The sequence below is a fragment of the Arthrobacter melezitosi genome (assembly GCF_054511055.1).
Genome location: NZ_JBTNDJ010000018.1, coordinates 18098 through 44637, shown reverse-complemented (window position 1 = coordinate 44637; position 26540 = coordinate 18098). Strand labels below are relative to the sequence as shown.

Below are 26540 nucleotides of genomic sequence, written 5' to 3'. Positions count from 1 at the left end.
GAGAGAGTGTGGGAGAGTAGGACACCGCCGGACCACCCGTACCAGTCGCAGGCCCCACCACCGGTGGGGCCTGCACTGCGTTAACCACCCCAACACGCCCAGCCAAACGCTGCCACCTGCACCGGTAGAGTCGGAGTATGAGCGGACTTTTCTCCCATGCGGCGCCGGAGCCGGCCGCCGGCGGCACTGCTGCAGACGTCTCGGCGTCCGTACGCGTAGCCGCCGATGTCGTCGACGCGTTCTCGGGCTTCACCGAGCACCTCCACCTGTGGTGGCCGGCTGCGGAGCTCAGTGTCTGGGGTGCGGGATCCTTTTTCGACCTCGAGGACGGCGTCTTCGTTGAAACCTCCACCGAGGACGAGGAGGCGGTCTGGGCCGAGGTCCTCGAGCGTGAGGATCAGCGCGAGGGATACCGTGCCTTGAGCCTCCTGTGGAGGCACCGCCCGGGTACCGCTCCGGCGACCTCGGTATCGCTCTCCTTCACCGCGTCCGGTGGAGAGGGCCAGGGCACCCGGGTCGAGGTCGTGCACGGCGGCTGGACCCGGCAGGCAGACCCGGACGGCCTTCGTGAACGCTATGCCTCCTTCTGGCCCCTGGCCCTGGCCAGATACGCACGCTTCATGGGCGGAGCGTTGTGACGCTGCTGGAGGAGCTCGACGCCATCCTTCCCGGCAGGGTGTCCTCCGCGCAGGCCGACCTCGTGGCCCATTCCCGGGACTACGGGCCGGTCGCCGAGCCGGTGCTGCCCCGTGCGGTGGTGTGGGCGGAGAGCGTGGACGAGGTCCAGGTGCTTATGCGTTGGGCCAACGCGCAGCACGTACCCGTCGTGCCCCGCGGGGCCGGCACCGGAATCTCGGGTGGGGCGCACGCGACCGCCGGCTGCATTATCCTCAGCCTTGAGCACATGAACCGAATCCTCGAACTCCGCGTGGAGGATGAGGTGGCCGTCGTGGAACCCGGAGTCATCAATGCCGACCTGAATGCGGCGGCCGCCGCGTATGGCCTGATGTACGCTCCCGACCCTGCCAGCTACCGCAGCTCGACAATCGGCGGCAACGTCGCGACGAATGCAGGGGGACTCCGCTGCGCGAAATACGGAGTGACGCGGGATTCGGTGCTCGCCCTCGACGTCGTACTGGCCGATGGAACCCTCGTCTCAACCGGTCACAGCACCTTCAAAGGCGTGGCCGGCTACGACCTCACCGGTTTGATGGTGGGATCGGAGGGGACGCTCGGGATCGTAGTTGGAATTACGGTGCGGCTGCGCTACCTCCCGGTCAGCGTCTCGACGATCGCCGCGTTCTTCCCGGACGTCCGGGCGGCCGCAGCGGGTGTCCTTGCCGTCGGCCGGGCCAGGGTTCAGCCGGCCATCCTTGAACTGCTCGACGGGCGCACCATGGCGGCGTTGGACGGCGCGCGCGGATCATCCCTGCGCACGCGCGGCGGCGCGCTGCTCCTGCTGCAGACCGACGGTTTCGGTGCCCTGGAAGAGGCCGCCGTGGTGCGGCGGGTACTGGCGGAACTCGGTGGAACCGTCAGCGCGGAGGATCCGGCGGAAGCCGAGCGCCTGATCGAACTCCGGCGCCACAGCCGCGGGGATGACGTCTACTCCGGGTACAGGGTGGGGGAGGACGTGGCCGTGCCGCGGTCCCGGCTCATCTCCTACGTCGATGCCCTGGAACGGATGGCGGTGCGCCACGCGGTCGGACTTAAAGTTGTCGCCCACGCGGGGGACGGCAACCTCCATCCAACGTTCTGGGTGCCGGAAACGACGGCCCCGCGGGAAAGGCGCGGCTGGAGGAGGCACTCGACGAGTCGGTGCGGGCCGCCCTTGACCTGGGCGGGACGATCACCGGCGAGCACGGTGTGGGCCAGTACAAGCTCCGCTGGCTGCCTTGGGAGCAGGCGGAGGAAGTTCTCGAGCTGCAGCGCCGCATCAAGGCGGTCTTCGATCCTGCGGGGATCCTCAACCCCGGCAAGGCCATCCCGCTCCCGCTGTCAGGGCCGGGCAGCCGGCGCCGAGGTACTTGAGCGCACCACGAGTTCCGTCCGGGCCTCTTCGTGGGTCCGCCCCGCGTCGTCCTGATCCGGATCGGCGAGGATCCCCAGCAGCCGCTTGACGGCGTACTCGCCCTGCTGGCTGGGGAACTGGGCGACGGTCGTCAGGCCGAAGGTTTCGCCGAGGTCGTGTCCGTCGATTCCAATCACCGAGAGATCCTCCGGCACCCGGATGCCAAGGTCCCGGGCGGCAAGGATGGTTCCGATCGCCATCTCGTCGGATGCGCAGAACACCGCGGTGGGCCGCTCCCGGGGGTGCCCCAGCATCCGCTTGGCCTCGATGTAGCCACCGGGGATCGTGAAGTCCGCGTCTGCCCGCCAGGAGGGGAACACCTCCTGGCCTTCGGCCGCCATGGCCGCCTCGAAGCCCTGGCGGCGGGTGCCGGAGATCCGAAAGTCATTCTCGAACGCTTCGGTACCGCCCATATACGCTATCCTGCGGTGCCCCAGGCTGAGGAGGTGCTCGGTGGCGAGGGTAGCGATGGCACGGTCGTTCACGCTGATCGTGTGGGCGCCCGGCAGCGCACCGCCGATCCCCACCACGGGCTTGCCGACAGCGAGCAGCTGCCCCAGCTCGGACCGGCTGAGCTCAAGGGAGACGGAGAGGACGCCGTCACACCGCTGGCGCAGCAGGAAGTCCGACAACACCCGGTCCCGGTGTCCGGCCCCCTCGCTGAGGTTGTACAGGGTGAGGTCGTACCCGGCCTCAAGCAGCGCGGCAGCGGCGCTGTCGACGACCTGGGAGAAGTACCAGCGGTTGACCGAGGGCACCACCACTCCGACATTGCGGTTCCTGCCCGAGGCCAGGGACGACGCCGAATAGGAGGGCACGAACCCAAGTTCCCGGGCCGCCTGGAGGACGGCCCGGCGTGACTTTTCGGACACCCGGCCGTTGCCGCTGAGGGTCCGCGAGACCGTGGCCGTCGATACTCCGGCGCGCTTGGCGACGTCCTTGATGCCGGCCACGGTACTCTCCTCCCCGGGTCGGACCGGAAGTCCGGCCCTTCTAGTTAAGCTTCAGCCACACGCAGTGGTTCGGCGCGAGCAGCCCGTTGGCTCCTGCCTCCGGGTGGCTGGCGGCAAGGATCGTGCCGGCGGGCAGCGGTGTGTCGAATTGTCCCATGTTGATCAACACGAGGACCTCGCCGTTGCGGAACGCCACGGTCTCGGTGTTTTCGTACTCGACGCTCCACTCCAGCGATCCGGCACCGAGGCCAAGCTTCCGCCGCAGGCGCAGCGCGGTGCGGTACAGGTTCAGCGTGGAGCCGGGATCGGACTCCTGGCGGTCAACGGCAAGGGCGCTCCAGCCATCGGGCTGCGGCAGCCAGGGCGTGGCCCCCGCGCCGAAGCCGAAGGCCGGCTCCTCCGCGCGCCACGGAAGCGGTACCCGGCAACCGTCACGTCCCAGCCTCTCCCCGCCGGTGCGTGCGAAGGTTGGATCCTGACGGACTTCGGCCGGCATCGTGGTGTGGTCGGGCAGGCCGAGCTCTTCACCCTGGTAGAGGTAAATTCCTCCGGGGAGGGCGAACATGGCAAGGGACGCCGCGCGGGCGCGGTCGAGTCCGGTCACGGCGTCGGGCTGGGGATCAAGACGGCCGATGCCGTCGCCCGGACGCGGGAAGTCCTCGCTGAGCCCGAAGCGCGTTGCATGGCGGACGACGTCGTGGTTGCTCAGCACCCAGGTGGTGGGCGCATCGACGCCGTCGAACGCCTGGAGGGAGCTCGAAATGACGTTGCGCAGCCCATGGGCGTTCCACGGGTGGTGCAGGTAGGCGAAGTTGAAGGCCTGGTGCATCTCGTCCGGGCGGACCCAGTCGGTCAGCCGCGGCAGCGGGTCGATGGTGGCCTCGGCGCAGAGCACCCGGTCGCCGTCGTACTCGTCGAGGATCTTGCGCCAGCTGCGGTAGATCTCATGGACTTCCGCCTGCCCGAACATGGGGGCGGCGTGGCCCGGGAAGCCGTCGCTTGAACTTCCATCGGCCCGCCCGCCCCAGTCCGGGAGCCCCTCGGCCTTGACCAGGGCGTGGGCCACATCGACCCTGAACCCGCCGACGCCGCGGTCGAGCCAGAACCGCAGGATCCGCTCGAACTCGTCCCGCACCGCCTGGTTGTCCCAGTTGAAGTCCGGCTGGGAGGAATCGAAGAGGTGAAGGTACCACTGCCCGCCCGAGCCGTCGCTGTTGACGGTGCGGGTCCAGGCCGGGCCGCCGAAGTGCGACTGCCAGTTGTTGGGCGGAAGTTCCCCGTTCTCGCCTCGACCGTCACGGAAGATGAACATCGCTCGCTCGGGCGATCCCGGTGCGGCGGCGAGTGCCTGCTGGAAAAGTACATGGTCGCTTGACGCGTGGTTCGGGACCAGGTCGACGATGACCTTGATCCCAAGCTCGGTGGCGCGCGCCGTCAGCGCATCGAAGTCGGCCAGCGTTCCGAACAGCGGGTCAACGTCGCAGTAGTCGGCGACGTCGTAGCCCCCGTCGCGCTGCGGCGAGGTGTAGAAGGGGGAGAGCCAGACGGCGTCGACGTTGAGCCGGACGAGGTGTTCAAGCTCCTGCCGCACACCGGCGAGGTCGCCCATGCCATCGCCGTTCCCATCACGGAATGACCGCGGGTACACCTGGTAGATCACCGACGAGCGCCACCAGGAGTCGTCAGGATGCCGCTCGTGGATGGGATCGTAAAAGGTGACCGCTCCATCAGGAGCTTCGAAACTCGCCGTGTCGACGGCCGCTGGGGAAGACATGGAGAACATCGTAGACCCGTTGCGGCTGAAACTGAAAACGTTTTCATAGGCCGGGCTGCCCGTGTCTGCTCGGTTATCCTTGGGTAACGAGGGCCCGCTAGGTGATATACCCGGCGGTTTTGTAAACGCTTACACGACCGGGTTCCGTCGATCTCTCGCGCAGCGAAATCTGCCCGGGCGCCAAGCCTCCGACAGGCCCGCCGCTACGGCGCGCGCGGGCGCGTCCGGCGCTCCGGAAACCCCCGCCCCACGGTGATATTCTCGGGCCAAGGGCCCGCGGGGCCACCGCAGGACCTGGTTCCTGCACCAACAAGTTTGCAGGGGCACAAGTGTCAGAGAACCCAGCAGGACCGCAGGGCGGATCCGGCTCGAACGATCCGTACGGCAAGGCTTCCGGGGAAGGTTCCGGAGCGTCAGGATCGTCAACCCCGGGCTCGACGCCGTACGGGCAGCCATCGCATGGCCAGTCGCCCACACCATACGGTCAGCCGGCCTACGGCCAGTCTTCGGGTCAACCGGCCTACGGACAGTCCTCGGGCCAGCCGGCCTACGGACAGGCGCCGTACGGCCAGTCCTACCCCGGGGGTGGCTACTACCCGGGCCAGCAGGGACCGCGCGAGAACCCGGGACGCACCCTGGGCATCGTGGGACTCATCCTGGCGCTCATCCCGTTCCTGAACCCGGTCGGGCTGATCCTGAGCATCGTGGCGCTGGTGAAGTCGAAGAAGGCGGGGATGAGCAACGGCATCGCGCTGGCCGGCATCATCGTCGGAGCCCTGGCCACCATCCTCCTTGTGCTCCTGATCATCGGAATCATCGCCGCGATCCCGTCGGCCATTCAGATCGCCGAATTCTGCCAGCAGGCCGGCCCGGGCCCCCAGGTCTATGAAGGCCAGGAAATCGAATGCCCGGCCATGTGAGGTCCTGAGGCTTAACCAGAACTGTGCCCGGCCCGTGAGGGCCGGGCACAGTCAGTTCAGCGGTCAGTCGGTTCAGCGGTCAGTCGGTTCAGCGGTCCGGGAAGCTGTTGTCGCCGTCGAGCCCGATGGTCCTGGAGTCGGCGGTCAGCATGATCTCGGCCTCGTCGCGGCGGTGCCGCAGTTCCGAGTCGAGGTAGGACTGGACGGCTTCGGCCATGGGCACGTTGCGGTCCTGCCGCTCGGACATGTACCACCGGTGCTCAAGCACCTCGTGCACCACCTCGGCGGGCTCGAGCTTGCCGCCGAGCTCGCGGGGCACCGAACGCACAATCGGTTCGAACACCTCGCTGACCCACAGGTGGGCGCTGATCTCCTCGTCGACATCGAGGTTGTTGTTGTCCGCCCGGTAGGCGTCCATGTCGTTGAGCAGCCGGCGGGCCTGGTTCTCCTGGGCGTCGATTCCGGTGAGGCGGAGCAACCGGCGGCTGTGATGGCCCGCGTCGACCACTTTCGGTTGGAGCTGGATCCGCGAACCGTCGGCAACCGTGCTGATGACATATTCCTCAACGTCGAAGCCGAGCTGGTTCAGCCGCCGGATACGGGCGTTGACCCGCCAGCGTTCCCCGAGTTCGAACGACTCCCGGGCGGTGAGCTCGGTCCACAGCCTGCGGTAGCTGTCCATGATGAGTTCGCTGGTGGCAAGCGGGTCGACCTTGTCCTCGATCAGTCCGCCCTCGGCGAGGTCCATCAGCTCGCCGGCGATGTTCACGCGGGCGATCTCCAGGTCGTACTCGCGCTGCCCGCTGGAGAGCTCGGGGTAGAGCTCGCCGGTCTCGGCGTCGACCAGGTAGGCGGCGAAGGCGCCGGCGTCGCGCCGGAACAGGGTGTTCGACAGGGACACGTCGCCCCAATAGAAACCGATGAGGTGTAGGCGCACCAGGAGCAGTGCCTGGGCGTCGATCAGGCGCGTGAGGGTATCCCGGCGCAGGGTCTGGGAGAACAGGGCGCGGTACGGCATGGAGAACTTGAGGTGCCGGGTGACCAGCACCGGGTCGAGCTCCGTGCCGTCGGGGGCCCTCCGCCCGGTGATGACGGCGACCGGCTCCACGCAGGGCACATCGAGTCGCTGCAGCTTGCGCAGCATGTGGTATTCGTGGCGGGCGACGTGCTCGCTGGTTTCCTTGATCGCGATGACTGAGCCGCCGAGGTGGGCGAACCTCACGATGTGGCGGGAGATGCCGCGCGGCAGGGCCGCGAGGCTCTGCGTCGGCCACTCCTCGAGGGCGATGTGCCATGGCAGATCGAGCAGCTCGGGGTCGGCGGAGGCTGCCGTGATGTTCAATGAGCCCAGCGTCGACGCCGGCGGCGTTGACCGGAGGCGCGGCAGCTTGCCCGTCTGCGCGTAATCGGTCGGTTCGTCATGCCAGTTGGCGTTGGAGGTTTCGGTCATGATGTTGCCTTCTGTTGGACCGCCGTGGTGCCGGTCACTGGGTTTGCTCCAAGCAGGCTGGCCGCCCACTTAAACCGCAATGCGGTGGTCCCCCGTCCGCGAAGACGCAGTATGGGAACCACCGCATTGCTAAGGAGTGCTGGTGCTAGACCGTCTCGGCCAGGCGGGCGCCGGAGGCGGTGTCGAACAGGTGCACGTGGCCCTGCTCGGGGCGGACGTACACGGTGTCACCCTTCATCGGAGGGCGGCGGCCGTCGACCCGGGCCACCATGTCGTGGTTCTGCCCGTTGAGTGTGGTGTGGCCGTAGATGTAGGCGTCGGCGCCGAGTTCTTCGACGACGTCGACCTCGACCTGCAGGCCCTCACCGGGGCTGGCGAGGACGAGGTCCTCGGGACGGACACCCAGGGTCACGGTGTTACCCGCAGCCGCATCGAGGATGTCGCTGCGGACCGGGTAGACGGTGCCGCCGAACAGCACGCCGCCGTCGGCGACGGGCAGCTCGAGGAGGTTCATGGCAGGGGAGCCGATGAACCCGGCAACGAAGACGTTCTTCGGGCGCTCGTACAGGTTGCGCGGAGTGTCAACCTGCTGGAGGATGCCGTCCTTGAGAACCGCAACGCGGTCGCCCATGGTCATTGCCTCAACCTGGTCGTGCGTCACGTAGACCGTGGTGACCCCGAGGCGGCGCGTCAGCGACGCGATCTGGGTGCGGGTCTGGACGCGCAGCTTGGCGTCGAGGTTCGACAGCGGCTCATCCATGAGGAAGACCTGGGGGTTACGCACGATGGCGCGGCCCATGGCGACGCGCTGGCGCTGACCGCCGGAGAGTGCCTTCGGCTTGCGGTCCAGGTAATCCTCGAGGTCGAGCAGCTTGGCGGCCTCACGGACACGCTCGGCGCGCTCTTCCTTGGAGACGCCGGCGATCTTCAGGGCGAAGCCCATGTTGTCGGCGACCGACATGTGCGGGTACAGGGCGTAGTTCTGGAAGACCATCGCGATGTCGCGGTCTTTCGGCGGAACGTCGGTCACGTCGCGGTCACCGATGAGGATGCGTCCGGAGTTGACGTCTTCGAGTCCTGCGAGCATGCGCAGGGAGGTGGACTTGCCGCAGCCGGACGGGCCCACGAGGACGAGGAATTCGCCGTCGGCGATCTCGATGTTCAGGCGGTCTACAGCGGGCTTTTCGGTCCCTGGGTACACCCGGGTGGCCTGGTCGAACGTTACCGTTGCCATTTTCTTAGTTCCTTTTCACGGGCAGGTACGTGCCCGACGATCCGTAGTGAATGGAGAGTATTCAGTTGTGCCGGGTAGGGCCGGCTCAGTGGCCGGTCGATACCCTCTTGGAGTATGTCATGAATGCCCTGAGGAAGCACATTCGCGCCGCAGGGCCAGGAGGTCCTCGAGGGCGCCGGCGAGGTCCTCGGGGGAGTCAAGGCGGAAGCGGGCGGCGGTGGCTCCCTCGCCGATCTTGATGCCCACGTCGCCGGGCTGCAGGACACCGAAGGCATGCTCGTCGGTGACGTCGTCGCCGGCGAAGAACACCGCGGTGGCCCCGCTGAGGTCCCGAAGCAGCCGCAGTCCCTGGCCCTTGTCGGCGTGGACCACCGAAATTTCAAGGACGCGTTTCCCGTCGGTGACCTTCAGGCCGTCCAGCCCGTCGAGGCCTTCCCTGGCGGCGGCCACCGCGTCGGCGGCGACGTCGTCCGTGGCGGAGCGTGTGTGGAGCACGACGCCGGCGGGCTTGGATTCGAGCCGCGTGCCGGGATGCACGGCGACAACGCTTTCGACGATGTCGGCGGCCGCGTCGAGCAGCGCGGCCTGCCCGGGGCTGAGGGCAAGGGCTGGGGCATCGGGGCCCGTCCACGTTTCGGCGCCGTGGCTGCCGATCAGGAGGGTGTTCGGCTCCGGCGAGGCCACCTCGCGCAGGCTCGCGAGTGCCCGCCCGGAGATCAGCGCCGTCGTCGTCGCCGGCAGCGAGGCCAGGGCCCTGACGGCCGCGGCGGAGCGCGGGAGCGGGCGGGCGTCCTCGGCCCGCTCAACGATCGGCGAGAGGACGCCGTCGAAATCGAGCGCGACCAGCAGCGCCGGCGCTGCGGCGAGCTCCTCGAGTGCCGCGCGGAGTCCGGTGCCCTCAGACATCGCCGTTGCCTGCCGAGCCGTTGCGCAGGGCGGTCAGGAAGGTCTGCGACCAGCGTTCGACGTCGTTCTGCAGCACCTGGCGGCGCATGATGCGCATCCGGCGGATGCCCTCCGCCGGAGGCATGTTCAGGGCGGTCACCACCGCCGCCTTCAGCCCGTCGATGTCGTGGGGGTTGACCAGGACGGCCTGCCGGAGGGTGTCGGCCGCCCCGGCGAACTCGCTGAGCACCAGGGCCCCGCGGTTCTCGGTGCGGGCCGCCACGTACTCCTTGGCGACGAGGTTCATGCCGTCGCGTAGCGCGGTAACGAGCATGACGTCCGCCGCGAGGTACAGCGCGACCATCTCCTCCACCGGGTAGCTGTGGTGGAGGTATCGGATTGCCGTGTTCTTCATGGTGTCGTAGGTGCCGTTGATGCGGCCCACGGCGCCCTCGATCTCTTCGCGCAGGAGGCGGTACTGCTCGACGCGCTCCCGGCTGGGGCTCGCCACCTGGATCAGCGCGGCGTCCTCGACGGTGATGTGCCCGTCCTCAAGGAGTTCCCCGTAGGCCTTGAGCCGGTGCCCGATGCCCTTGGTGTAGTCAAGCCGGTCCACCCCGAGCAGGACGTGCTTGGGGTTGCCGAGCTCCCGCCGGATCTCCCGGGAGCGCTCGATGATGTCCGGGCGCTTGGCCAGTTCGGTGATCGCGTGGACGTCGATCGAGATGGGGAACGCTTCGGCGCGGGAGACATAGGCCGGCGAATCGCCGTCGGCGGGAACGTGCACCTGCTGCTGGCGGATGGTGTGGCCCAGGAAGCGGCGGACACAGCGAAGGAAATTGCTTGCGTCGCTCGGGCGCTGGAAGCCGATGAGGTCGGCCCCGAGCAGCCCTTCGATGACCTGCCGGCGCCAGGGCAGCTGGGCGAAGATCTCCAGCGGCGGGAACGGGATGTGGTTGAAGAAGCCGATGACGAGGTCGGGCCGGGCCTTGCGCAGCAGCTTCGGCACCAGCTGCAGCTGATAGTCCTGCACCCACACCGTGGCGCCGTGCGCCGCCGAGGCGGCCGTGGCCTGCGCGAAGCGCTCGTTGACCCGGCGGTAGGCGTCCCACCAGGTGCGGTGGAATTCCGGGGGCGCGATGACGTCGTGGTAGAGCGGCCAGAGGGTCGCGTTGGAAAAGCCCTCGTAGTAGAGCTCCACTTCGTCCTCGCTCAGCGGCACCGGAACAAGGCGCATGTTCCCCTCGTCGAAGGGTTCAAGGGTTTCATCGGGGGCGCCGTGCCAGCCGACCCAGGCGCCGTCGGTCTTGGCCATGACCGGGGCGAGGGCGGTCACGAGGCCGCCGGGGGAGCGGCGCCACGAACTGTTGCCCTCGTCGTCCGTGACGCGGTCGACGGCGAGCCGGTTCGAGACAACGATGAAGTCGAAGTCGCCGTAGTCAGTGTCGGATTCCGGTGATGTTGAGGCTTCGCTCATTGGTAACTCCCGCATTAGTAGGCCTACTGATGAACTCTATCGGTTAGCGGCATGCGCTCATCTCGATAAACTGGGTGGAACCGGGCAGCGGCCCGGTGACGCAGGCGAGGCAGAAGGATCGATGGCAGCGAGCAATTCCCGTAGGCCCAGCAAGGCCGAACGCACGGCGGAGGCCCGAGAGCGGGCACGGTTGCAGCGCGAGGCACAGGAACGCGCGGCCCGGCGCAACTCGCTGCTGATCCGGTGGGGCGTGGTGGCCGCCGCCGTCGTCGTGACCGTCGTCATCGCGCTGATCGTCGCGGGCAATATCCGCGGGCGGGTGCCCGATGCCGGGCCGGCACCGCAGCACGGCAATGCGCAGGGCGGTTTTACGCTGGTCTCCACTTCCAGGCTGGCCGAGACCGATGTCGAGACGGTCGACGTCGCGTCGCTGCCGGAGGGGGACGCGCCCGGCGGTGACCTGCCTCCGGGGGTGGAGCCCGCGGCCGGCGGGGCCCCGATCCCGGTGGTGGCCTACGTCGATGTGAACTGCGTCCACTGCTCGAATTTCGAGAACGAGTACGCCGATGACCTCCGCCGCTGGCTGGATGCCGGGGACATCACCCTCGAATACCGCAATGTTGCCTACCTCGACCGCAACTCGCGCGACGACTACTCCTCGCGGGGCGCCAACGCGCTCGCCTGCGTCGCGGATACGGCGCCGGACAGCTATTTCGACTTTGCCACGGCATTGTTCGCCAACTTCGAGAGCGGCGAGCTCGACGACGGCGGACTCGCCGACATGGCCGCCGAAGTCGGGGCCGGCGACATTTCCACCTGCCTCGACGAGGGCACGTTCCGGCCCTGGGCGAAGTACACGACGGAGGCGGCGCAGGCCGCCGGCATCGAGGGCACGCCAACGGTTTATGTCGACGGCGAGGAAGTGCCGGACGCCGTGGCGAACTTCGCGGAGGCCGTTGAGGAGAAGCTCGGCTGAGTTTCCCCGAACCGGAGGGCTGGGCTAACCTTAGGAGGCGCCCGTTGTGTCCTTTGGACGGCGGCGGCGCACGCTGGCGGGGCCAGCACGCCTCCTTAGCTCAGTTGGCCAGAGCACCTGTCTTGTAAACAGGGGGTCGCCGGTTCGAATCCGGCAGGGGGCTCCAGGAACCCTTCCTTACTAGGCCAGGCATTGGTTCGAGGGTAGGAAACTCCGGCTGTGACGCTGTCTTTGCCGTCTTGGTCCGGCGTTCTGTCGGGCATAGACATCGGCTAGTAAGCGACCGGAGCGGCAGCCTCGCTGTTGTATTTGGTGCCGTCGGCGGAAATTGTCGTTCGAGGTGGAGCGGGTCCAGCGACAGCCAGTACGGCGCGGGTGTAGTCGTCGTTGAAGCTGATCCGCGTGATGTCCTTGAACTTGAGCTTGTCCGTAAAGCCCTCCCACCGGCATTTCGGGTCGATGGTCAGCAACCGCAGGCTTTTCTTCCGCCACTGGGTTACCGCTCCGATTAGGATTTGGCGCGGGTAAAGCGCCTCACGCGCGATGACCCCAATCGTGAAGCTGTCCATTGCGGCTGTGAGGATGGGGCGGATGCTGGACAGGTCAAGGCCTACGGGCGCAGTGGGCGGCCACGGGTTGTTCTCGCGGAGGAATCGGGCGAACCTCAGGCCATTCTCGGGCATCCCGTGCAGGTGTTGCGCGGATGCCCAGGCAATGGTGGTGGGCTGTAACCGAACCGGGAGTTTTTTCGAGGTTGCCGTACCTCCGGCAACGCCTTGGACGCGCAACCCCGCCGAATCCTTACAGCTGGCGGATCCGCGTCGATAGTTCACAGGAGGAACCACCACCGAACTTTCGCCCAATGGTTATCGAGCACCAAGGGCCTGGCTAAGGACACCCACCATCATGAGCGACAGCCCGCTAACCACTCCGAGCAGGAAAAAGAAGCTGCTCATCCCACTTCTCGGCGCAGTTGCGGCATGCGTTCTGACCGCCGGCACCATCGTCGGCGTCAGTGTCAGCCACGCCACGACTGAACGCGTCTGCGCGGAAGCCACGACGTCCGCTGAAGAGGCAGCTGCTGCTGTAAAGGGCTCCGTCGACAAGGCTGCCAAGGCCCGGGCGCTGGCCGACGGCGCCAAGGCGTACGACAAGCACGAAGGCGCTGCCGTCCTGCTGGAGGACCTGAAAAGCCAAAGCGCCAGCCTCACTCAAATCGAACTGTCCGGCGACTGCGACAGCCGCGACGCGGCCAATACGCTCCAGGGTAGAAGCGAAGCCGCCACCGCCCAGGTCGCCGTTCTTGACGACGCCTCCACGAAGCTGAGCACTGATGTCGAAGCCTTCCAGGCTGAGGCAAAGCGCGTCACCGGCGAGAAGGCCAAGGCCGCTGCCGCAAAGGAGGCGGCCGAGAAGGCTGCGGCGGCGAAGAAGGAAGCCGCATCCCAGCCTCAGGGCGACACCGGAGGTGGCGCTGGTCCTGTTCCGGCCCCGCCGGCACCGGGCGGCGCTCCGGAGCCTGCGCCGTACCTCCCTGCTCCGGCTCCGTATGTTCCTGCGCCTGCGCCGTTCGTGCCCGCTCCGGCTCCTTATGTGCCTGCGCCTGCACCGTATGTGCCCGCGCCCGCGCCTGCCCCTGCGCCCGCTCCCGGTGGCGGCTGGACACCTCCGCCGCCCGGCGCCGGTGGTGGTGGAGGGTGCACGGAAACAGGAGCGGGTGTCTTCTGTGGCGGCAATTACTAGCAACACCCAGTAGTGAACCCGAGAAACATCGGCGCCACGACCCAACAGGCACGCCTGGATCGACTTCTACAGCGTGGGGCTGACCCGTCGGGGCACGGCCCTTGGCATCCCCGAGTGGTCGTTCAGCGCGGGCCCTCCGGCACCCAGCGGTGCGTTCCGGCCGGGAACTCGAAGAGCGCAACCTTGAAGCCGGGCACCGCAGGCGGCAGCGCGGGTCCGTCCACGTAGGGATTCAAATCCACCGACCGGCATCTGATGCCCAACTGCCGGAGGGCGGCGGCGAGGCCGTCCGGGGGAAGCAGTTGCGGGTAGCGGCTCATCGTTTCGTCGAGCATGTCGTCGACTGCAGAGGGGGCAAGGGCGTCCAGGGCGGCGACGCTGTCCTCACGGATGGCCGCGTACACGGCGAGCCGGACGCCGCCGGCGGTGCCAAAATCCTCCGGGGCAGGTTCATCGGCGGTCACGGCTCTCCTTCGGGTCGGATTCGACCGATCCTACCAACGGCGGGCATGCCGGACGCTGGGCTGGTACACCGGTGGGCGACAATGAGAGAGGTAGGCTCGGGCCCATGTTGATCCGTGAAGACCCCGGCAGCGCCGCCGGCCTCCTGCGCACCGTCCCCGGGCTGGCCTTGCACCGCCTCGCGGAACGCTTTATGCCCTTGCTGCGCGCGGCCGCGGCCGCCGTCGGCGCGTCGCTGCTTCCGTTGGTCCTGCTCATCGGATCCCCACCGACCTGGCGCGGCACCTGGCCCATCCTTGCGGTGGCCGCCGCCTCCACGGCCCTCGCCGTCTGGATCACCCGGCCCCTGCGAATCGTCCGGTGAGCATCATGCCGACCCAAGAAAATCTAGCTGGCACACCTGAAGGCACGGCATTCCGGGTCCTGATGAAAGGCGTCGGAGCCGGAAGTGCCCTGGGTATGACCTATGGCAGCGTCGTCAACCTCACGTCCGGTTCGATGCCGCTGGTAGTTCATGGTGCCATTTCCGGGATGGTCTCGGGATTCATGATGAGTCTTATGTGTATGATCGCCGCCATGGTGATGCACGCCCTGACCGCACGCTTCGCCCCGGTCATCCGGGCCGCCGCGGCCGCAACCGGAGCCGTCCTCCTCGCCTATGCCCCGTTCCGTGATGGAGAACCATCCGTTCAGTTCCTCTGGCCCGCACTGGTCCTCTGCACTATCGCGGCCGTCCTGGCCGTCTGGTTCACCCGGCCCTTGCGACGAAGCCCACCGGCCGTGCTCCCTGGCACGCAGCGGACCACTTCGCATTAGTCGATATGGAGCGGCCCAGGCTGTCCAAAGTCAGCCTGAGTCGCTCCGTTTGGGGTTGCTAGCTCAGTGCGGCGCAGACATCCACCGCCTGTCCCGAAGTGCTGATCAACGTGAACACCCCGGCGGCGTCAACTGTGTAGACGACAGTCCCGATGTACTGAGTGGTAGTCGGGCCTGCGGGCACGTCGGAGGGAAAGAAAATCAGTCCATTATGGCCGCTTACCCTGACAGTGGAGGTGCCGTCCGGGTTGTAGGTCGTCTTCGAAACCGAACCGCTCGTATCGAAGGAGATGGACTTGCCGGTGTCCAAATTTGTGTACGTCAAGAAAACGCCCTTGCCGGCTTGGATGGTCCGGACCTTATCTCCATCCTTGTCGTAGAAGTCCTTAACGTGCAGGTTGCCCCCAGTGCCATCAATCTGCAGAGCGAAAGGACAGCCCTGGCCCTCTGGCAGCTTGATTGAATAGTCGGCCTGGGCTGGCTGAGCCGTTGTAAACAGTGTGGCCACAAACATCGCGGCAGACACAAGGGGCAGGGCTTTGCTTCTCATGATTAGCTCTTTTCAAGATGGGTGCTGACTGAGAGGTGACTTCCAAAAGGAAGTGCACCTGCGCTGACGCGAAGGCTGCGCAGGTGCGGACCAGGAGCGCGGCCTCCCCGGGGAGAAGCAGGGTCGTGGTCAGCAAATACAAGGACCGTGAGTGACCTTCACTGGTTTCACTGCTTGATATGACCAGAATATGGAAATGGGACAGGCGTTTCTGTAAGCAGTTTTACGTATTGCCCTAGGAGTGCAGCGGAAGGAGCAGGGCGCCGGGTAGCAGGAATGCCACTGCCTGCCGCAGCGGAGGGACCTTGCCAGCTGGGCTGAATCGGCAGGCCCCGATCGGCGTATGCGTCGACCGCGATGAGTTCCTCTCGATCTTCCACCGGATCGATGACGACCCGGAAGCTGCAGCCGCGGCGTTCGAGGCACTGTGGCACGACGTCGTGCTCGAAGTTCGGTGAGGGGAACCGCCGTGGCCGTCGCTAGGTGGCTGGACCGCTCGACGGCGGCCCGGCGGTTTCGGCCCGCACCAAGGTGAAGCTCAGGCTGGGATTGCTGACGGATGGACGACAAAAGGGGGTTGATCGGCTCCTTCAAAAGGAGTACTCGCCCGGACCAGAGCAGTTGACGACCCCCGATCGTCTTCGGGACACGGGCAGAGCGGCATATGACAGTCTCAAGGAATGGTATGGCGACGATTGGCCAACAATTCGAGGGGAGATTGCCGAGACCACTTTTAGCTCACACAACGGGGATACCGATCGAAGCAATCCCGGCCATTATGACGCTGAATTGATTGACACAGTTGAAGCAATTGTAGGCGGCAGGCTTAGGGATAATTCTGCCCGGGCGGCCGCGCGAATTGGATTCTGGTCCCACCTGGATGAGGACGTGGCTGGGGGCGGGTGACAGCACAGGCGCCGCAATCCCCTGCAGGGCAACCCGGCCGTCGGGCCATCACCGCAGCGCACCAGGCATCCCCTCACTGGACCGTGGTAATCCCGTCCATTAGCCGGTCATGCCCATTGCGGCCCGACGAAATAAGGAGAACGTACAAGGATTACGCTTTGGAATGCTGCGGCTTCGACTCCCAGAAACGTTGGCTGCGTTGCGCGGCCTCGCGGATCTCCCCGGCGTCCAGGACCATCGTCGACTCCGGAATCCCCAGCAGGGCGCCCTCCACAGCCAGCAGCAATTCCCCGGCCACCGGCAGCGGGTAGAGCCAAAGCTCCACCGACCCGGTGATGGCATCCGCAGACGCGCCCGACTCCGCCTGCCTCATCAGAACAGGTCCCTTGACCGGCTCCATGCCGGCCCAGGGAACCTTCTCGGTGGAGGCCTTATGTCCGTCCGGCAGGCCTACACCGAACCGTAGGATCTCTCCGCTGCGCCGGTCCTGGCTCATCCACCGATCCAGCAGGGCGTTCCATTCGTCGCCGGTTCTAAAGCCGCGCCGGAGCATCCAACGGACCCGGATCGAGCACCCGGAGGAGTAGGCCTCCACATGTGAGACCCCCACCGCGGCAGCATCGCCGCGCCACAGGAACCGGCCCACCGGAAGGATCGTGGGCAGCTCATCGGAGGGAGCCCGGACCCAGCCGAGGTCCGGCTCCGGGAGCGACGGCGGAGGAGGCGGCGCCGGGATGTCGTCGAAGAAGCTCATCGCCCCAGTGTCCCAGCGGTGTCAATAGGGCAGTAGGGGCCGCGCCGAAAACGGGATGTCCAACCCAGCGACAGGAGGACTTCTCCGTGCAAGGATGGCGGCAGTCAATATGGGGGTATATGGCAATGAACGTACGAAGGTCCAAGACCGCCGCGTCCGCGCTGCTCGCCGGGGGAATCCTGCTCACCGGGTGTACGTCGAATATCGCGGCAGCGGACACCGGTGACCTGCCCAGCTTCGCTTCCGTGGAGGAGGCGCGGACCGCCGTCGATGAAGTGCTCGACTGCGAGGACAATCTCACGGCGGATCCGGTGCAGAACCGGATCGTGGACTCCACGGTCGAATCCGTGCTGTGCACCGAGCATGTCCAGCTCGAGCTCTACGCCAATGACGAGGACCGTAAGACCACCGTCGAAGCGTTCTCCCATTCGGGCAGTAACGGGTATGAGCGGATGCCGATCATCATGGTCGATGGCAGCAACTGGGCCGTGTACGACTTTTCCGAAGCCCGTGGCTTGCCTTCCCGGGTCAAAGACATGGAACGACTGGCGCAGGAACTGAACGCCGGCTTCACCCGGGTTGAAGGCGTCAAGGCCCAGTAACCAAGGCCAAGTAGGGCCGAAGATGGAGGCCTAGCTGCACCTTGGTGCGATTTTGCAGGCGGCGGCGCCGAAGTGCAGGAATTTCAGCATGTCCAGCCCGGTATCCGCCTCCGACGACAGCTTGCTGACGCGCGCATCCCAGCTGGGTTTCGCTTGGACCTGCCGATATCCGGCAGCATCTGCCTCCGAGTCCGCCTGCTTCATCGCCGACAGGCAGATGCCTGCTTTCGCCGTCTTCAATCCGGCCTGGAGGTGATCGATGAGGTCGCTTGTCTCATCCATTTCCGACTTTTTCGCGGCGGCCTGCGCGGCGGTGAACATGCACTCCGTTATCGCTTTCGAATGCCCGGTCTTCTTCTCGATGGTCATGGCCAGGTACTCCTCACCGCGGCCTTGCACGTATCCAAGGCCCAACTCCTGAGTGGCCCAGACTGAAGTCATCATTTCGCTGGGATACCAGCTGATGGTGGTGACGTCCTCGATGATCACCGAGTCCCCGGGGACCATGTAGTAAAGGTTCGACCGGGGAACCCCCGAGAGGCGGAAGAACCTTGAGTGTTGTCCGTATTCCTTGAATTCCATGGTGGGGACGGTCATGTCGAAAACCCATACGCCATCGCTGTCGTTGACCAGGAAGGAGGACGTTCCATTCGAGCAGACGAGGATCTCCGAGTACAGCGTGGCCGCCTCCCCCGTGAGGCCGTTGTACCCGACGTTCTCGTATCCAGCATCCTCGTCGGGGCACGCACCAAGGGGATCGGCCTCAATTTGTGCGATCAGCTCGTCAGTTGAGTCGGGCGCCGGCGGAGCTGTAGGGCTCTGAGGCAGGTTGTTGCCACTCCCTGCACCTCCACCGGCCTCGCTGCCTTCGGAGCCACAACCCGATAGGGTGACCGCCAGTAGAAGCGCCACCAGGAAAGCAATCAGTCGAAGGATTCTGGGTTTCACGGATTTCCCCGTCCACCTTGCCGATGATGCGGCAGATCCTACTCCTTTCCGGGACCGGCTGAAAGTTCTTTCAACGGTGCATCCAAGCCTGACTTCCGGTGGCGGTTCCCGCCGGCTGCCGGGTGCGAAGGGTTATTCAAACGTGCTTAACGGCAGTGGGAGTCTCCGCCGCGGGGGTCTTCCGGATGAGCATTTTCAACCGGGCCAGATCGGCCCTGCTGAAGCCGCGCGAGCGCATATCTTCAAGGATCGTGTCCGGGCCGATCAAACCGCTCTGCCGTAGGGAACCAAGTATTTCGAGGACCCGGGCTGCGGCGCCGTTATCACGCCAGCCGCGCTCGCCGAGGTTGGCAATCTGATCGAGTTCGCGCTGCGGTGAAGCCATTCTTCAAATGTAGCGGGCCCGAGGCGGCCGGCCGGCAGCGGCATCCGGCTCGGCCGCACCGGTTTCGGTGGACCTATTCGTTTGTGGCTGATCCTGGCCGCGGCGACAGCCGCGCGCCGAGCCCTCCCGGCCGTCGGTAGGAACGCCTGGCGTTTGACCGTGCTGGGTGACGGGGAGCCTCGCACGGACCGATGCGCAGCCCCTGGGGTTGCCGCCTCGTGGCGTTTCGAAACTATCCGTGCCATTTCGTCTTATTCCTTCATCCGGTGGCCAGCCGCGGCGGCAAAGTGGAACCAGCGCTGAGATACCAGCACGGAGGCACGGCCACCATGACGATGAACAAAAAGGACCCTACCGCGACCCCGCACCAGCCGGTGCAGGGGCCTGCCCTCGCACTAAGCACGGAGCACGGAAAGCGATGAAACACCCAACTTCCTTCCCGAACGCCCTCACCAGCCGGCTTGGTGCGTTCGCACAATCCCAAACGCACTACCGGACACTGGTGAAGCGGGCCTCGACCGCGGTGGTGCCGAGGCACTGGTCATTCATGTTCGCCGAGGTCGCCGCCTACTCCTTCGTCGTGCTGGCGGTCACCGGGGCGTTCCTAACCTTCTTTTACAACCCCTCGGCGGAAAGCGTCCGATACTCCGGTCCCTACGCGCCTCTGGCCGGGGTGGAAATATCCAAAGCCCTCGAATCCACCCTCAGGCTGTCCTTCGAGGTCCGCGGCGGACTCCTCATCCGCCAGATGCATCACTGGTCCGCGTTGCTGTTCATGGCCGCATTGACCCTGCATATCCTGCGCATCTTCTTCACCGGCGCATTCCGCACGCCGCGGGAAACAGCGTGGGTGGTCCTGATCGGGATCTTCTTGGCCGGTTTGGGCACCGGCCTTACCGGATACATACTGCCCGACGATCTGCTTTCCGGTTCCAGCCTGCTCATCCTCGATGGGACCCTCAAAGCCGTTCCCGTCATTGGTTCCTCGCTGTCCTACCTGGTTTTTGGGGGACCGTATCCAGGAGACGTGATCCTTGCCCGGCTGAACACCCTCCACGTGGTCATCCTGCCGCTGCTCGTGATCGGCCTCGCAGTCCTGCGGGCCGTCCTGGGACTGATCCACAAGCCCATGCAGTTCCCGGCACCGGGGCGCAGCAACGACAACATCGTCGGTGAGCCCCTGCCCACCCGCGCCGTCAAGAGCGCAGGGCTCCTGTTCGCCATCGCCGGTTTCACAGCGCTGATCGGAGCGACAGTTACGATCAACCCCATCTGGAACTACGGCCCGGCCGATCCCGGCAATGCCGGCGCGGGCTCCCAGCCCGACTGGTACCTGGGATTCGTCGACGGGGCGCTGCGCCTTGTCCCACCGGGATGGGACCTCGAAATCTTCGGCGGTACCCTGGTCCTCCCGGTGCTAATCCCCATGGCCGGGATTGGTGGATTCTTCGCAGCCGTCGTCACCTATCCGTTCCTCGAGCGCTGGATTCGATCCGACACCAGTGAGCGGCACCTGCTTGAGCGCCCGCGCAACAATCCGACCCGCACCGGGATCGGTGTAGCGGGCATGACATTCGGCGGAGTGCTGTGGGCGGCCGGCAGCGCCGACGTCACCGCACTTTACCTGTCCCTGTCCTTCGAGGACATCATCTACGCCTACCGGGTCCTGGTCCTGGCCGGCCCGTTCATCGCGTTCAGCCTCACCCGGCGGATATGCCTTGCCCTGCAGCGCAAAGACCGGGAGCTCCTGCTCCACGGACGGGAAACAGGCCGGATCGTCCGCCTGCCGCACGGCGAGTACATCGAGGTCCACCAACCCCTTAACCGCTACGAGCAGTGGGCCCTCGCCGACTTCGAGCCGTCATCGCCTGTGACCGACGACGCCGCGGCAGGGAAGGGGGCACGGTTAGTGCTTTCAAAGGTGCGGCACAGGATTTCGGACTGGTTTTTTGAGAACCGTCTTGAACCCAGCCCACCCCAGGGCCTCGACCATCCAGCCGCCGGGCAGCCGCGGATCCAGCCCCCAACCGGGCCGAAAGGCATTACCGCGCACAACCTGTCCGAGCCCTGGGAGCCACCCCGTGCCGCCTGACGCCGTCCGATCCACCCAGGAGCCACACCAGCCGAGCCGACGGAGCGGCTGGGCGGAAAAGCCGCCCCATCTCCCGAGGAAGTACGGCCCTGACCGGACACCGAAAGGACCAGCACCATGGAAGCCTTCGCTAACGTGCGTGTGAAGCAACCCCGGGAGGGCCGGAGATTCAAGCACAGGCTTCCCGCCCTCAGCCTTGCCGCTGCCGCCGCACAAGCATTCCTCACCGCGTGCGCCTGCTACCTGGTGATCCGCGCTGTGCCGGAGGCCGGATGGAATCCGGAACACGCCATCCTCTCGCTGACCACGTTCGGATGGCTGATCAGCGCTGTCCTCAACACGGCAGTTGCATACCAGCTGTCACGGCCACACCGGCTCATGACCGCCCTGACACTTCGCTCCAGCGGGCCGCTCACCGCACTGCATGTGGCCGGCATCCTCTTGGCAGCCGGCGCAGCAACGGGCGCAGACTGGGTCTCATTGGGAGCGACGATTCTGGGCTTCCTCCATGCGACGGAGGCGATCAGCATCCTGCGGCAGAACCGGCTTGGTACCCGCCTCTGGCCCTCCTGGGCTATAAGACTCCTCCATCTTGGTCCGGTGGCCGCGGCAACCATGGCGGCCATCACCACTGCAACCACGCTCCAGCGGCTCGTGACCTGATTGGACGTTCACGGCGTAGGCCGGGCTCCGGTGACCCTGTTCGAATCTCCGCGACTCCTCCTCGTGCGGTTGGCCAGATGCGGGTGTCAAAGGGGAAGTCGGCGCCTACCGACGACAGGAGCCTGTCGATCGGCGCCGAAGAATCATGGGTCCCCGGGAGTTCCACCCCGAGCCCGCCGGCCGCCGGCCAGGAGGTTCCGGGAGTGACCCTGAGGCAGGCCGGCTGGGCACTGCTCTTCTGATCCCTCTCGCTGCTGCAGCGTCCTCGGCCCTGCACTTCCTTTAGAGAGCCGCGGAGGTTGCGAGCATGCCCCGAACGAGGATGGCGGCCGTGAGCCGAACGTGCGCGATGACTTCCTCGGCCTGATCGCCGGCGGAGCCGCAGCGGCCACGGCCAGTGGCAAAGAGCGACCTCGCGGCGGATCAGCACGAGGTCTACGCCGAGGGGTCACCGGGTCGCAGCTGCTGGAAAGTTTCCCGAACCTATCCGATCCGACTGATGGAGAAAGCGTTGCGGGACCGTGATGCAAATGGGCCGTGCGGCGCAATCCGCGCCTGTAGAGTCCGTCTCATTATCCGGCTTGTGGGCAGCCGGATGCGGTGAAGCATCACCGTGCGAAGTCCCAGCTGTCCCGATCCCCGCTTCGATGAGCCCGGCCTTCCGCACAGGCGTGCATGGCTGTTTCAACGGTGCCACCCTTCCAGATGAGAGAACGACCATGTCCAAGCCGTCCATCCTCGCCCTTTCCCTCGCCGCCGTGCTGCTCGCGGGCTGCTCCACTCCGGCCGCTTCCGGCTCGGCTGATCGCCCCTCCCAGCGCCCGTCGGCCAGCCCGTCTGATTCCCCCTCGGCCACCCAGAAGCCCACCGTGGCGCCCAAGCCAACATCGAAGCCAACCCCGGCTGCAGCGCCCACACCCGAGGTGGCACCGCCCGCCCCCGCCCCGGTGGCTCCGCAGCCTGCCCCCTTCATCCCCGAGTCGCCGCAGCCCGTTGTTCCGGTGGTGCCCGCAGACCCGGCCGTCACCGCGCCCCCGGTCAATGTTCCACCGGCCCTGACGCACACCTCCTGGGTCTACCCGGACGTGGTGCCTGCACCTTGGCCGAACTTCCCGAGCGCCGAGCGCGTCGCGGGAACCTCCTGGTACATCGCCGGCGCCGGGTACCCGCCAGGAGCGGAGATCCGGATCCTGTTCGGCGAATGGGGCAGCGACGAAGATCTACTCCACGCCCCGGTCGTCAAGGCGGACGCGAACGGCCACTATCGGCTGCAGGTCCACCTTTCAGCAGACTTTGCCCCGGGCACCTACGGCTTCATGGTCTGGTACAAACCCTTCGCCGAGGAGGGCAAGCGGTACGCCATGGTCGAGGTGCTCCCCGCCGGCACCCCAATCCCTACTCCTCCGCGCTGACGCCGTAGCTGACAACCCTCCTCCTCCGGGCACCGGAGGAGGAGGTGTCTGCGGCCTCCTCGACGTGGACGGAGAACAGCCGAAGCTGGCCCTCCAGGGATGAGGGGTCGGCCGGATCGGAGAGTACGCCGCCGTCTCCACGGGAGACGGCGGCGTGTACCTCCGCATGGGTCCGGACGAGCACGAACCTCCTCCCGTCCGAGGTCACCGGGGCGGGGTATGAATCGGCCCCTCCGTCTGTCTCGGGCGAGCCGACTCCAATCAGGACATCCCGCAGCTGGACGCTACAGGGAGGGTGGAACCACGGACTGGGTCAGCACCCAAGCCCGCAGGAACGAGTCCACCGAGTCAGGCTCCCAGGCGACGGCATGACGATCAGCCAGCCAACCGCCCAGCGAAGTGGACCAATGCCTCGGCAACTGCACCCGGATGGCTCAGGGCGGCATAGTGTCCGCCGTCGATCTCAACCGGCTCGATCCCCAGCCGCTCCCGCACCTGGCGCCTCATGAAGGAGGCCGGGAAGAGGTTGTCCTCCCGGCACAGGATGGCCAGCGTGGGCACTGCGGGGTGCCGGTCCGCCGGCCACGGCCCGGACATCCAGCCGCCCTGCTGATCCCGTTCCCGGGCCCGTGCTTCGCGGGCGAGAGCATCGGGAACACCATTGAAATAAAGAACCTCAGGGTCGTCACTGACGCTCTCAAGGTGGTGACCCGTCGTCGTCCACCAGCCGGCGAAGCTCTCCCCGGGCAACGGAATCATGCCGGCGAGATAGACGAGGCCTTCGGCGTTGAGATGTTCACAGGCCAAGGGCGCGATAAAGCCGCCGAGGGAATGCCCGACGACGATGACGTGCCGTGCGGCCGGAACAGCGGCGCCGATGGCGGCGAGATACTGTTCGAGCCCCGCGTTGGCGTCCTCGATCGGCAGGTCGACGGCGACGGCGTCGTGGCCCGCACCCTCGACGAGTGGAGCGACCAGATGCCAGTCCCACGCCGTGGAGCCGCCGCCGTGGAGGAGTACAAAAGTCGCCATCGGTTTCCCCGTTCCGCCAATAGGTAGGTTCAGCGTGGACGATCACGTAATCGCGGACGCGGCCAGTTCCGCGATGAGGAACCGCGCCATATCGGCCCGTGCGGCAATGACCCGGTGCAGGTGCTCGGAGTCCGGCCCGTCAAGCTCAGGGGGGAACAGTGCCGAAAGCCCGCTGACGATCGCGGTGGTGATGGCGAATCCCCTCCGCACCAGTTCCCGCGGAAGGGGCGACCCTTCGTCCTGCAGCCCCCACAGATAGGCATCGAGACAACGCGGTGCGAGCTCGGGCAAGGCTGATCCGGGAAGCAGCCCCTCATTGACGAGTCCGGTCAGCAGCTGGCCGAGGTCGAAGCCCACTGCGGCAGTGCCGAAACTGCCCCAATCGATGGCCACGACGCCGTCGCGGCACTGCAGGAGGTTCTGGGGGCAGGCATCGCCGTGTGCGCGGGTACGGGGGAGATCGGACAGTTCCGCCAGGAGCGCGGGAAGCTGCCCGGTCAACGCGATCAGGTCCTCCTCGAGGCGGTCATCCACGCTGCCTTCGAAAGCGGGATGGGAACGCAACGTCCCTGAGCGAAGCCGCGGAATGAACATGTGTTCGCCGGGTCCGAAGACGTAGTCCGCGAGGTCCCGCGGGTTTCCGCGGGGTGCCTCCGGTGTGCCGGCGAGACGGCCGAGCAGGTATGCCATCCGGGCGAAACGGTCGGGATCCCACTCCGCGTGCGGGTCCTGCCGAACGTCCTCCATCCAGATCGCCGTACTTTCCCCGTCAAGCTCCTCGATGTGGTGCACCTCGGGCAACCGCAGCCCCTCGGGCAGGTACTGCCCGAGGTCGCCGGCATAGACTTCGGCCTCGGTGCGCCAGGGATAGTGTTCGACGACGAACCCCCGCAGCTCTTCCGGGACCTGCTCGATCCCGGCCCAGCGCAGCGGAGTATGGATCACCTTGAGGACTGCTGAGAAGGCGTGCCGGTCCTCTCCGTCGCCCGCCGTGCCCTGCAACCGCCAGAGCCCCGCCGTGGTCATATTCGACAGCGGAACGCCGACGGGGACCAACACATGGTCGCTGACAGGAAGCGGGCGGCCCGCGCCAACTGCCGACCCAGCCACCTTCGCCAAAGTTTCAGGGGACGGCTGCACGTTCTGCACAGGGACATTGTCCCGCCGGGCCCGACGGCGGACAAGGCCGTTGATCGCACTGCGGCTCACGCACCGAGCGGAACCGTGGCCGAAACCTGGGGTAATCGGGAGTATCCTCAGGCGCATGCTGATCAGCGCAGCCGAGGCCCCTGAGGCATGAGGGTGTGGTGCGGAAAATGATGGACCGCAATGGAGGTCAACCTCCGGATGCCGGCGGCGGTCCGCCGGTTGGAATGCAGGAGGCTCCGGCAGTAACCCTGAGGCAGGCCGGCTGGGCACTGCTGTTCGTGGTGATCTATGGCGCTGCCTTCTTCGGCGCGGTGCTGGCGGCCGGGCTGCTCGGCCTTTTCGATTCCATCGCAGCGGTTGTGGTGATAAGCCTCTGCGGCGTAACCGCCGTCATCATCCTTGCCTTGTACCTCCATCTTTTCCGGAGGAACCGCCTGAGTCTCGGTGATCTGGGATTTCGGCGGCCGACGCGCCGAATGTTCCACCTGCTCTGGCAGATCCCCGCCTCGATGCTGGCCGCTGGGGTGCTGCAGGGACTCTTCCTTGCTGCGTTGGCGCCGTTCGGCGTCGATACGTCGTCGGCCGAGTCGTCCCAGGACCCCCTGTCCGACGTCATCACCGGGGTGCCGGCCCCGGTGTTTGTCCTCGCCTTCATCGTCATCGCCGTCCTCACTCCGCTGTGGGAGGAGGTGCTGTTCCGGGGCGCCTTCCTCAGCGGATTCCTAAGGCGCTTCCAACCTTTCACGGCTATCGTGCTGTCGGCGGCTCTCTTTGCCGCCGTCCACCTCGTGCTGCTGACCTTTGTCTATCTCTTCGCGCTCGGCGTGGCGCTGGCCCTCCTTCAACGGTTCCACCGGAACCTTTGGGCGCCCGTCCTGCTCCACGCGGCCAACAACGCGGTGGTCACCCTGGTGGCATTCTCGGTTGCCTAGGGTGAAGCGGGGCCTTCGTCGAAGGTGATGTGCAGGTAGCTTTCGTAGGGGCGGTTCGTTGAAATCCCGCGGGTGTGCGTTCGCAGGGGATCGTCGTCGCCGGTCGTAAACAGCAGTTCGTCCTCAACGGGCCGCCTCAGTGAGGCTTGGCCCTCCGGTGAGCGGTCGGGCCTGGCGCCGGGGGACCACACCCGGGTGGCGCGGTAGTGGTACCCGTCCACCTCGACCGTCTCGTACTCCATCTCAAGGACCTGGCCCTCCGCCAAATCCCGGAAACCACCTTCGGCGGCCGCGCTGAAGTGCACCCAGCACCCGCCGGGAGTCGCCGGGGATGAAATCACTCCCCACCCCTCC

General features: G+C 66.4%; 28 protein-coding genes, 1 tRNA gene and 1 pseudogene. 14 read left to right on the top strand and 16 right to left on the bottom strand.

Features of this window, described 5'->3' with window-relative positions; translation table 11 throughout:
* Positions 1-137: 137 nt before the first annotated feature.
* Both ACX80W_RS14830 and ACX80W_RS14825 read left to right on the top strand, forming a co-directional pair.
* Positions 138-638 (top strand): SRPBCC family protein, encoded by a 501-nt coding sequence (locus ACX80W_RS14830; RefSeq protein ID WP_459284594.1) that lies wholly within the window; start codon positions 138-140, stop codon positions 636-638.
* Positions 608-2031 (top strand): annotated as a pseudogene (locus tag ACX80W_RS14825) (FAD-binding oxidoreductase). Before ACX80W_RS14830 ends, ACX80W_RS14825 begins: the two are co-directional and overlap by 31 nt.
* Here the strand turns inward: ACX80W_RS14825 and ACX80W_RS14820 are convergent.
* Together ACX80W_RS14820 and ACX80W_RS14815 are read right to left on the bottom strand one after the other, a co-directional pair.
* Entirely contained in the window at positions 1999-3024 is a 1026-nt protein-coding gene (locus tag ACX80W_RS14820) for a LacI family DNA-binding transcriptional regulator (protein ID WP_459284592.1), read from the bottom strand. The pseudogene ACX80W_RS14825 and the gene ACX80W_RS14820 sit on opposite strands and share 33 nt — an antisense overlap.
* 40 nt (positions 3025-3064) lie before the next feature.
* On the bottom strand, positions 3065-4807 hold the full coding sequence (locus ACX80W_RS14815; RefSeq protein WP_459284590.1) for a glycoside hydrolase family 13 protein: 1743 nt from the start codon (positions 4805-4807) through the stop codon (positions 3065-3067).
* A 320-nt stretch (positions 4808-5127) separates the two neighbouring features.
* Here ACX80W_RS14815 and ACX80W_RS14810 point away from each other — a divergent pair, with 320 nt between their 5' ends.
* On the top strand, positions 5128-5718 hold the full coding sequence (locus tag ACX80W_RS14810; RefSeq protein WP_459284588.1) for a DUF4190 domain-containing protein: 591 nt from the start codon (positions 5128-5130) through the stop codon (positions 5716-5718).
* Positions 5719-5806: 88 nt separating this feature from the next.
* Here ACX80W_RS14810 and ACX80W_RS14805 read toward each other — a convergent pair whose 3' ends face one another.
* From ACX80W_RS14805 to ACX80W_RS14790, 4 genes are all read right to left on the bottom strand, one after another.
* Positions 5807-7168 carry a DUF4032 domain-containing protein gene (locus ACX80W_RS14805; protein ID WP_459284586.1) on the bottom strand — a complete coding sequence of 454 codons (1362 nt, stop codon included), beginning with the start codon at positions 7166-7168 and terminating at the stop codon, positions 5807-5809.
* A gap of 145 nt (positions 7169-7313) precedes the next feature.
* The gene (locus ACX80W_RS14800) at positions 7314-8402 is read right to left on the bottom strand and encodes an ABC transporter ATP-binding protein (RefSeq protein WP_459284584.1); all 1089 of its coding nucleotides are present in this window, start codon (positions 8400-8402) and stop codon (positions 7314-7316) included.
* 117 nt (positions 8403-8519) lie between these two features.
* Positions 8520-9308 carry a trehalose-phosphatase gene (otsB, locus tag ACX80W_RS14795; protein WP_459284582.1) on the bottom strand — a complete coding sequence of 263 codons (789 nt, stop codon included), beginning with the start codon at positions 9306-9308 and terminating at the stop codon, positions 8520-8522.
* Positions 9301-10764, bottom strand: coding sequence for an alpha,alpha-trehalose-phosphate synthase (UDP-forming) (locus ACX80W_RS14790; protein ID WP_459284580.1), 1464 nt, complete (start codon positions 10762-10764; stop codon positions 9301-9303). Before ACX80W_RS14790 ends, otsB begins: the two co-directional genes overlap by 8 nt.
* A 121-nt stretch (positions 10765-10885) precedes the next feature.
* Here ACX80W_RS14790 and ACX80W_RS14785 point away from each other — a divergent pair, with 121 nt between their 5' ends.
* Both ACX80W_RS14785 and ACX80W_RS14780 read left to right on the top strand, forming a co-directional pair.
* Positions 10886-11740 (top strand): DsbA family protein, encoded by an 855-nt coding sequence (locus ACX80W_RS14785; protein ID WP_459284578.1) that lies wholly within the window; start codon positions 10886-10888, stop codon positions 11738-11740.
* An 89-nt stretch (positions 11741-11829) separates the two neighbouring features.
* A tRNA-Thr gene (locus tag ACX80W_RS14780) sits at positions 11830-11906 on the top strand.
* Between the two features lie 106 nt (positions 11907-12012).
* On the opposite strand, the gene ACX80W_RS14775 is transcribed toward ACX80W_RS14780, so the two are convergent.
* On the bottom strand, positions 12013-12309 hold the full coding sequence (locus ACX80W_RS14775; protein ID WP_459284576.1) for a hypothetical protein: 297 nt from the start codon (positions 12307-12309) through the stop codon (positions 12013-12015).
* Positions 12310-12646: 337 nt separating this feature from the next.
* On the opposite strand from ACX80W_RS14775, the gene ACX80W_RS14770 reads away from it, so the two are divergent.
* Positions 12647-13483, top strand: a complete 837-nt coding sequence (locus ACX80W_RS14770; protein ID WP_459284574.1) for a hypothetical protein — start codon at positions 12647-12649, stop codon at positions 13481-13483.
* A gap of 122 nt (positions 13484-13605) precedes the next feature.
* On the opposite strand, the gene ACX80W_RS14765 is transcribed toward ACX80W_RS14770, so the two are convergent.
* Positions 13606-13947, bottom strand: coding sequence for a hypothetical protein (locus ACX80W_RS14765; protein ID WP_459284572.1), 342 nt, complete (start codon positions 13945-13947; stop codon positions 13606-13608).
* Between the two features lie 104 nt (positions 13948-14051).
* Here ACX80W_RS14765 and ACX80W_RS14760 point away from each other — a divergent pair, with 104 nt between their 5' ends.
* Positions 14052-14309, top strand: coding sequence for a hypothetical protein (locus ACX80W_RS14760; protein ID WP_459284570.1), 258 nt, complete (start codon positions 14052-14054; stop codon positions 14307-14309).
* Positions 14306-14761: a hypothetical protein gene (locus ACX80W_RS14755; RefSeq protein ID WP_459284568.1), complete on the top strand. Its 456-nt coding sequence runs from the start codon at positions 14306-14308 to the stop codon at positions 14759-14761. Before ACX80W_RS14760 ends, ACX80W_RS14755 begins: the two co-directional genes overlap by 4 nt.
* Before the next feature lie 58 nt (positions 14762-14819).
* Here ACX80W_RS14755 and ACX80W_RS14750 read toward each other — a convergent pair whose 3' ends face one another.
* On the bottom strand, positions 14820-15311 hold the full coding sequence (locus ACX80W_RS14750; protein WP_459284566.1) for a hypothetical protein: 492 nt from the start codon (positions 15309-15311) through the stop codon (positions 14820-14822).
* A gap of 305 nt (positions 15312-15616) precedes the next feature.
* On the opposite strand from ACX80W_RS14750, the gene ACX80W_RS14745 reads away from it, so the two are divergent.
* Positions 15617-15769 carry a hypothetical protein gene (locus ACX80W_RS14745; RefSeq protein ID WP_459284564.1) on the top strand — a complete coding sequence of 51 codons (153 nt, stop codon included), beginning with the start codon at positions 15617-15619 and terminating at the stop codon, positions 15767-15769.
* 599 nt (positions 15770-16368) lie between these two features.
* On the opposite strand, the gene ACX80W_RS14740 is transcribed toward ACX80W_RS14745, so the two are convergent.
* Complete coding sequence (locus ACX80W_RS14740) at positions 16369-16971, bottom strand: hypothetical protein (protein WP_459284562.1); 603 nt, start codon at positions 16969-16971, stop codon at positions 16369-16371.
* A 125-nt stretch (positions 16972-17096) separates the two neighbouring features.
* On the opposite strand from ACX80W_RS14740, the gene ACX80W_RS14735 reads away from it, so the two are divergent.
* Positions 17097-17573 carry a hypothetical protein gene (locus tag ACX80W_RS14735; RefSeq protein ID WP_459284560.1) on the top strand — a complete coding sequence of 159 codons (477 nt, stop codon included), beginning with the start codon at positions 17097-17099 and terminating at the stop codon, positions 17571-17573.
* A gap of 30 nt (positions 17574-17603) precedes the next feature.
* On the opposite strand, the gene ACX80W_RS14730 is transcribed toward ACX80W_RS14735, so the two are convergent.
* Entirely contained in the window at positions 17604-18521 is a 918-nt protein-coding gene (locus ACX80W_RS14730) for a hypothetical protein (RefSeq protein WP_459284558.1), read from the bottom strand.
* A 136-nt stretch (positions 18522-18657) separates the two neighbouring features.
* Positions 18658-18906, bottom strand: coding sequence for a hypothetical protein (locus tag ACX80W_RS14725; RefSeq protein ID WP_459284556.1), 249 nt, complete (start codon positions 18904-18906; stop codon positions 18658-18660).
* Positions 18907-19324: 418 nt separating this feature from the next.
* On the opposite strand from ACX80W_RS14725, the gene qcrB reads away from it, so the two are divergent.
* The 3 genes from qcrB to ACX80W_RS14710 all read left to right on the top strand — a co-directional run bounded on the left by qcrB (position 19325) and on the right by ACX80W_RS14710 (position 23073).
* Entirely contained in the window at positions 19325-20998 is a 1674-nt protein-coding gene (gene qcrB / locus ACX80W_RS14720) for a cytochrome bc1 complex cytochrome b subunit (protein ID WP_459284554.1), read from the top strand.
* Positions 20999-21115: 117 nt separating this feature from the next.
* Complete coding sequence (locus ACX80W_RS14715; RefSeq protein ID WP_459284552.1) at positions 21116-21661, top strand: hypothetical protein; 546 nt, start codon at positions 21116-21118, stop codon at positions 21659-21661.
* 719 nt (positions 21662-22380) lie between these two features.
* Positions 22381-23073, top strand: a complete 693-nt coding sequence (locus tag ACX80W_RS14710) for a hypothetical protein (protein WP_459284550.1) — start codon at positions 22381-22383, stop codon at positions 23071-23073.
* Here ACX80W_RS14710 and ACX80W_RS14705 read toward each other — a convergent pair.
* From ACX80W_RS14705 to ACX80W_RS14695, 3 genes are all read right to left on the bottom strand, one after another.
* A complete protein-coding gene (locus ACX80W_RS14705; RefSeq protein WP_459284548.1) occupies positions 23057-23257 on the bottom strand; it encodes a hypothetical protein in 201 nt (66 codons plus the stop codon). The two genes, ACX80W_RS14710 and ACX80W_RS14705, sit on opposite strands and share 17 nt — an antisense overlap.
* A gap of 191 nt (positions 23258-23448) precedes the next feature.
* Positions 23449-24105 (bottom strand): alpha/beta fold hydrolase, encoded by a 657-nt coding sequence (locus ACX80W_RS14700; RefSeq protein ID WP_459284546.1) that lies wholly within the window; start codon positions 24103-24105, stop codon positions 23449-23451.
* A 42-nt stretch (positions 24106-24147) separates the two neighbouring features.
* Complete coding sequence (locus tag ACX80W_RS14695) at positions 24148-25131, bottom strand: phosphotransferase (protein ID WP_459284544.1); 984 nt, start codon at positions 25129-25131, stop codon at positions 24148-24150.
* Positions 25132-25478: 347 nt separating this feature from the next.
* Between ACX80W_RS14695 and ACX80W_RS14690 the strand changes: the two genes are divergently transcribed.
* Positions 25479-26186, top strand: a complete 708-nt coding sequence (locus tag ACX80W_RS14690; RefSeq protein WP_459284542.1) for a CPBP family intramembrane glutamic endopeptidase — start codon at positions 25479-25481, stop codon at positions 26184-26186.
* Here ACX80W_RS14690 and ACX80W_RS14685 read toward each other — a convergent pair.
* Positions 26183-26527 (bottom strand): S1 domain-containing protein, encoded by a 345-nt coding sequence (locus tag ACX80W_RS14685; protein ID WP_459284540.1) that lies wholly within the window; start codon positions 26525-26527, stop codon positions 26183-26185. The genes ACX80W_RS14690 and ACX80W_RS14685 overlap by 4 nt on opposite strands.
* Positions 26528-26540 lie beyond the last annotated feature (13 nt).

What these genes read in the sequence shown, in the direction of transcription:
- ACX80W_RS14830 (WP_459284594.1), top strand. Translation starts at nt 138, where the DNA reads ATGAGCGGACTTTTCTCCCATGCGGCGCCGGAGCCGGCCGCCGGCGGC.
- ACX80W_RS14815 (WP_459284590.1), bottom strand. Translation starts at nt 4,807, where the DNA reads ATGTTCTCCATGTCTTCCCCAGCGGCCGTCGACACGGCGAGTTTCGAA.
- ACX80W_RS14805 (WP_459284586.1), bottom strand. Translation starts at nt 7,168, where the DNA reads ATGACCGAAACCTCCAACGCCAACTGGCATGACGAACCGACCGATTAC.
- ACX80W_RS14800 (WP_459284584.1), bottom strand. Translation starts at nt 8,402, where the DNA reads ATGGCAACGGTAACGTTCGACCAGGCCACCCGGGTGTACCCAGGGACC.
- otsB (WP_459284582.1), bottom strand. Translation starts at nt 9,308, where the DNA reads ATGTCTGAGGGCACCGGACTCCGCGCGGCACTCGAGGAGCTCGCCGCA.
- ACX80W_RS14790 (WP_459284580.1), bottom strand. Translation starts at nt 10,764, where the DNA reads ATGAGCGAAGCCTCAACATCACCGGAATCCGACACTGACTACGGCGAC.
- ACX80W_RS14785 (WP_459284578.1), top strand. Translation starts at nt 10,886, where the DNA reads ATGGCAGCGAGCAATTCCCGTAGGCCCAGCAAGGCCGAACGCACGGCG.
- ACX80W_RS14775 (WP_459284576.1), bottom strand. Translation starts at nt 12,309, where the DNA reads ATGGACAGCTTCACGATTGGGGTCATCGCGCGTGAGGCGCTTTACCCG.
- ACX80W_RS14770 (WP_459284574.1), top strand. Translation starts at nt 12,647, where the DNA reads ATGAGCGACAGCCCGCTAACCACTCCGAGCAGGAAAAAGAAGCTGCTC.
- ACX80W_RS14760 (WP_459284570.1), top strand. Translation starts at nt 14,052, where the DNA reads ATGTTGATCCGTGAAGACCCCGGCAGCGCCGCCGGCCTCCTGCGCACC.
- ACX80W_RS14750 (WP_459284566.1), bottom strand. Translation starts at nt 15,311, where the DNA reads ATGAGAAGCAAAGCCCTGCCCCTTGTGTCTGCCGCGATGTTTGTGGCC.
- ACX80W_RS14740 (WP_459284562.1), bottom strand. Translation starts at nt 16,971, where the DNA reads ATGAGCTTCTTCGACGACATCCCGGCGCCGCCTCCTCCGCCGTCGCTC.
- ACX80W_RS14735 (WP_459284560.1), top strand. Translation starts at nt 17,097, where the DNA reads ATGAACGTACGAAGGTCCAAGACCGCCGCGTCCGCGCTGCTCGCCGGG.
- ACX80W_RS14725 (WP_459284556.1), bottom strand. Translation starts at nt 18,906, where the DNA reads ATGGCTTCACCGCAGCGCGAACTCGATCAGATTGCCAACCTCGGCGAG.
- qcrB (WP_459284554.1), top strand. Translation starts at nt 19,325, where the DNA reads ATGAAACACCCAACTTCCTTCCCGAACGCCCTCACCAGCCGGCTTGGT.
- ACX80W_RS14715 (WP_459284552.1), top strand. Translation starts at nt 21,116, where the DNA reads ATGGAAGCCTTCGCTAACGTGCGTGTGAAGCAACCCCGGGAGGGCCGG.
- ACX80W_RS14710 (WP_459284550.1), top strand. Translation starts at nt 22,381, where the DNA reads ATGTCCAAGCCGTCCATCCTCGCCCTTTCCCTCGCCGCCGTGCTGCTC.
- ACX80W_RS14700 (WP_459284546.1), bottom strand. Translation starts at nt 24,105, where the DNA reads ATGGCGACTTTTGTACTCCTCCACGGCGGCGGCTCCACGGCGTGGGAC.
- ACX80W_RS14695 (WP_459284544.1), bottom strand. Translation starts at nt 25,131, where the DNA reads ATGACCACGGCGGGGCTCTGGCGGTTGCAGGGCACGGCGGGCGACGGA.
- ACX80W_RS14690 (WP_459284542.1), top strand. Translation starts at nt 25,479, where the DNA reads ATGCAGGAGGCTCCGGCAGTAACCCTGAGGCAGGCCGGCTGGGCACTG.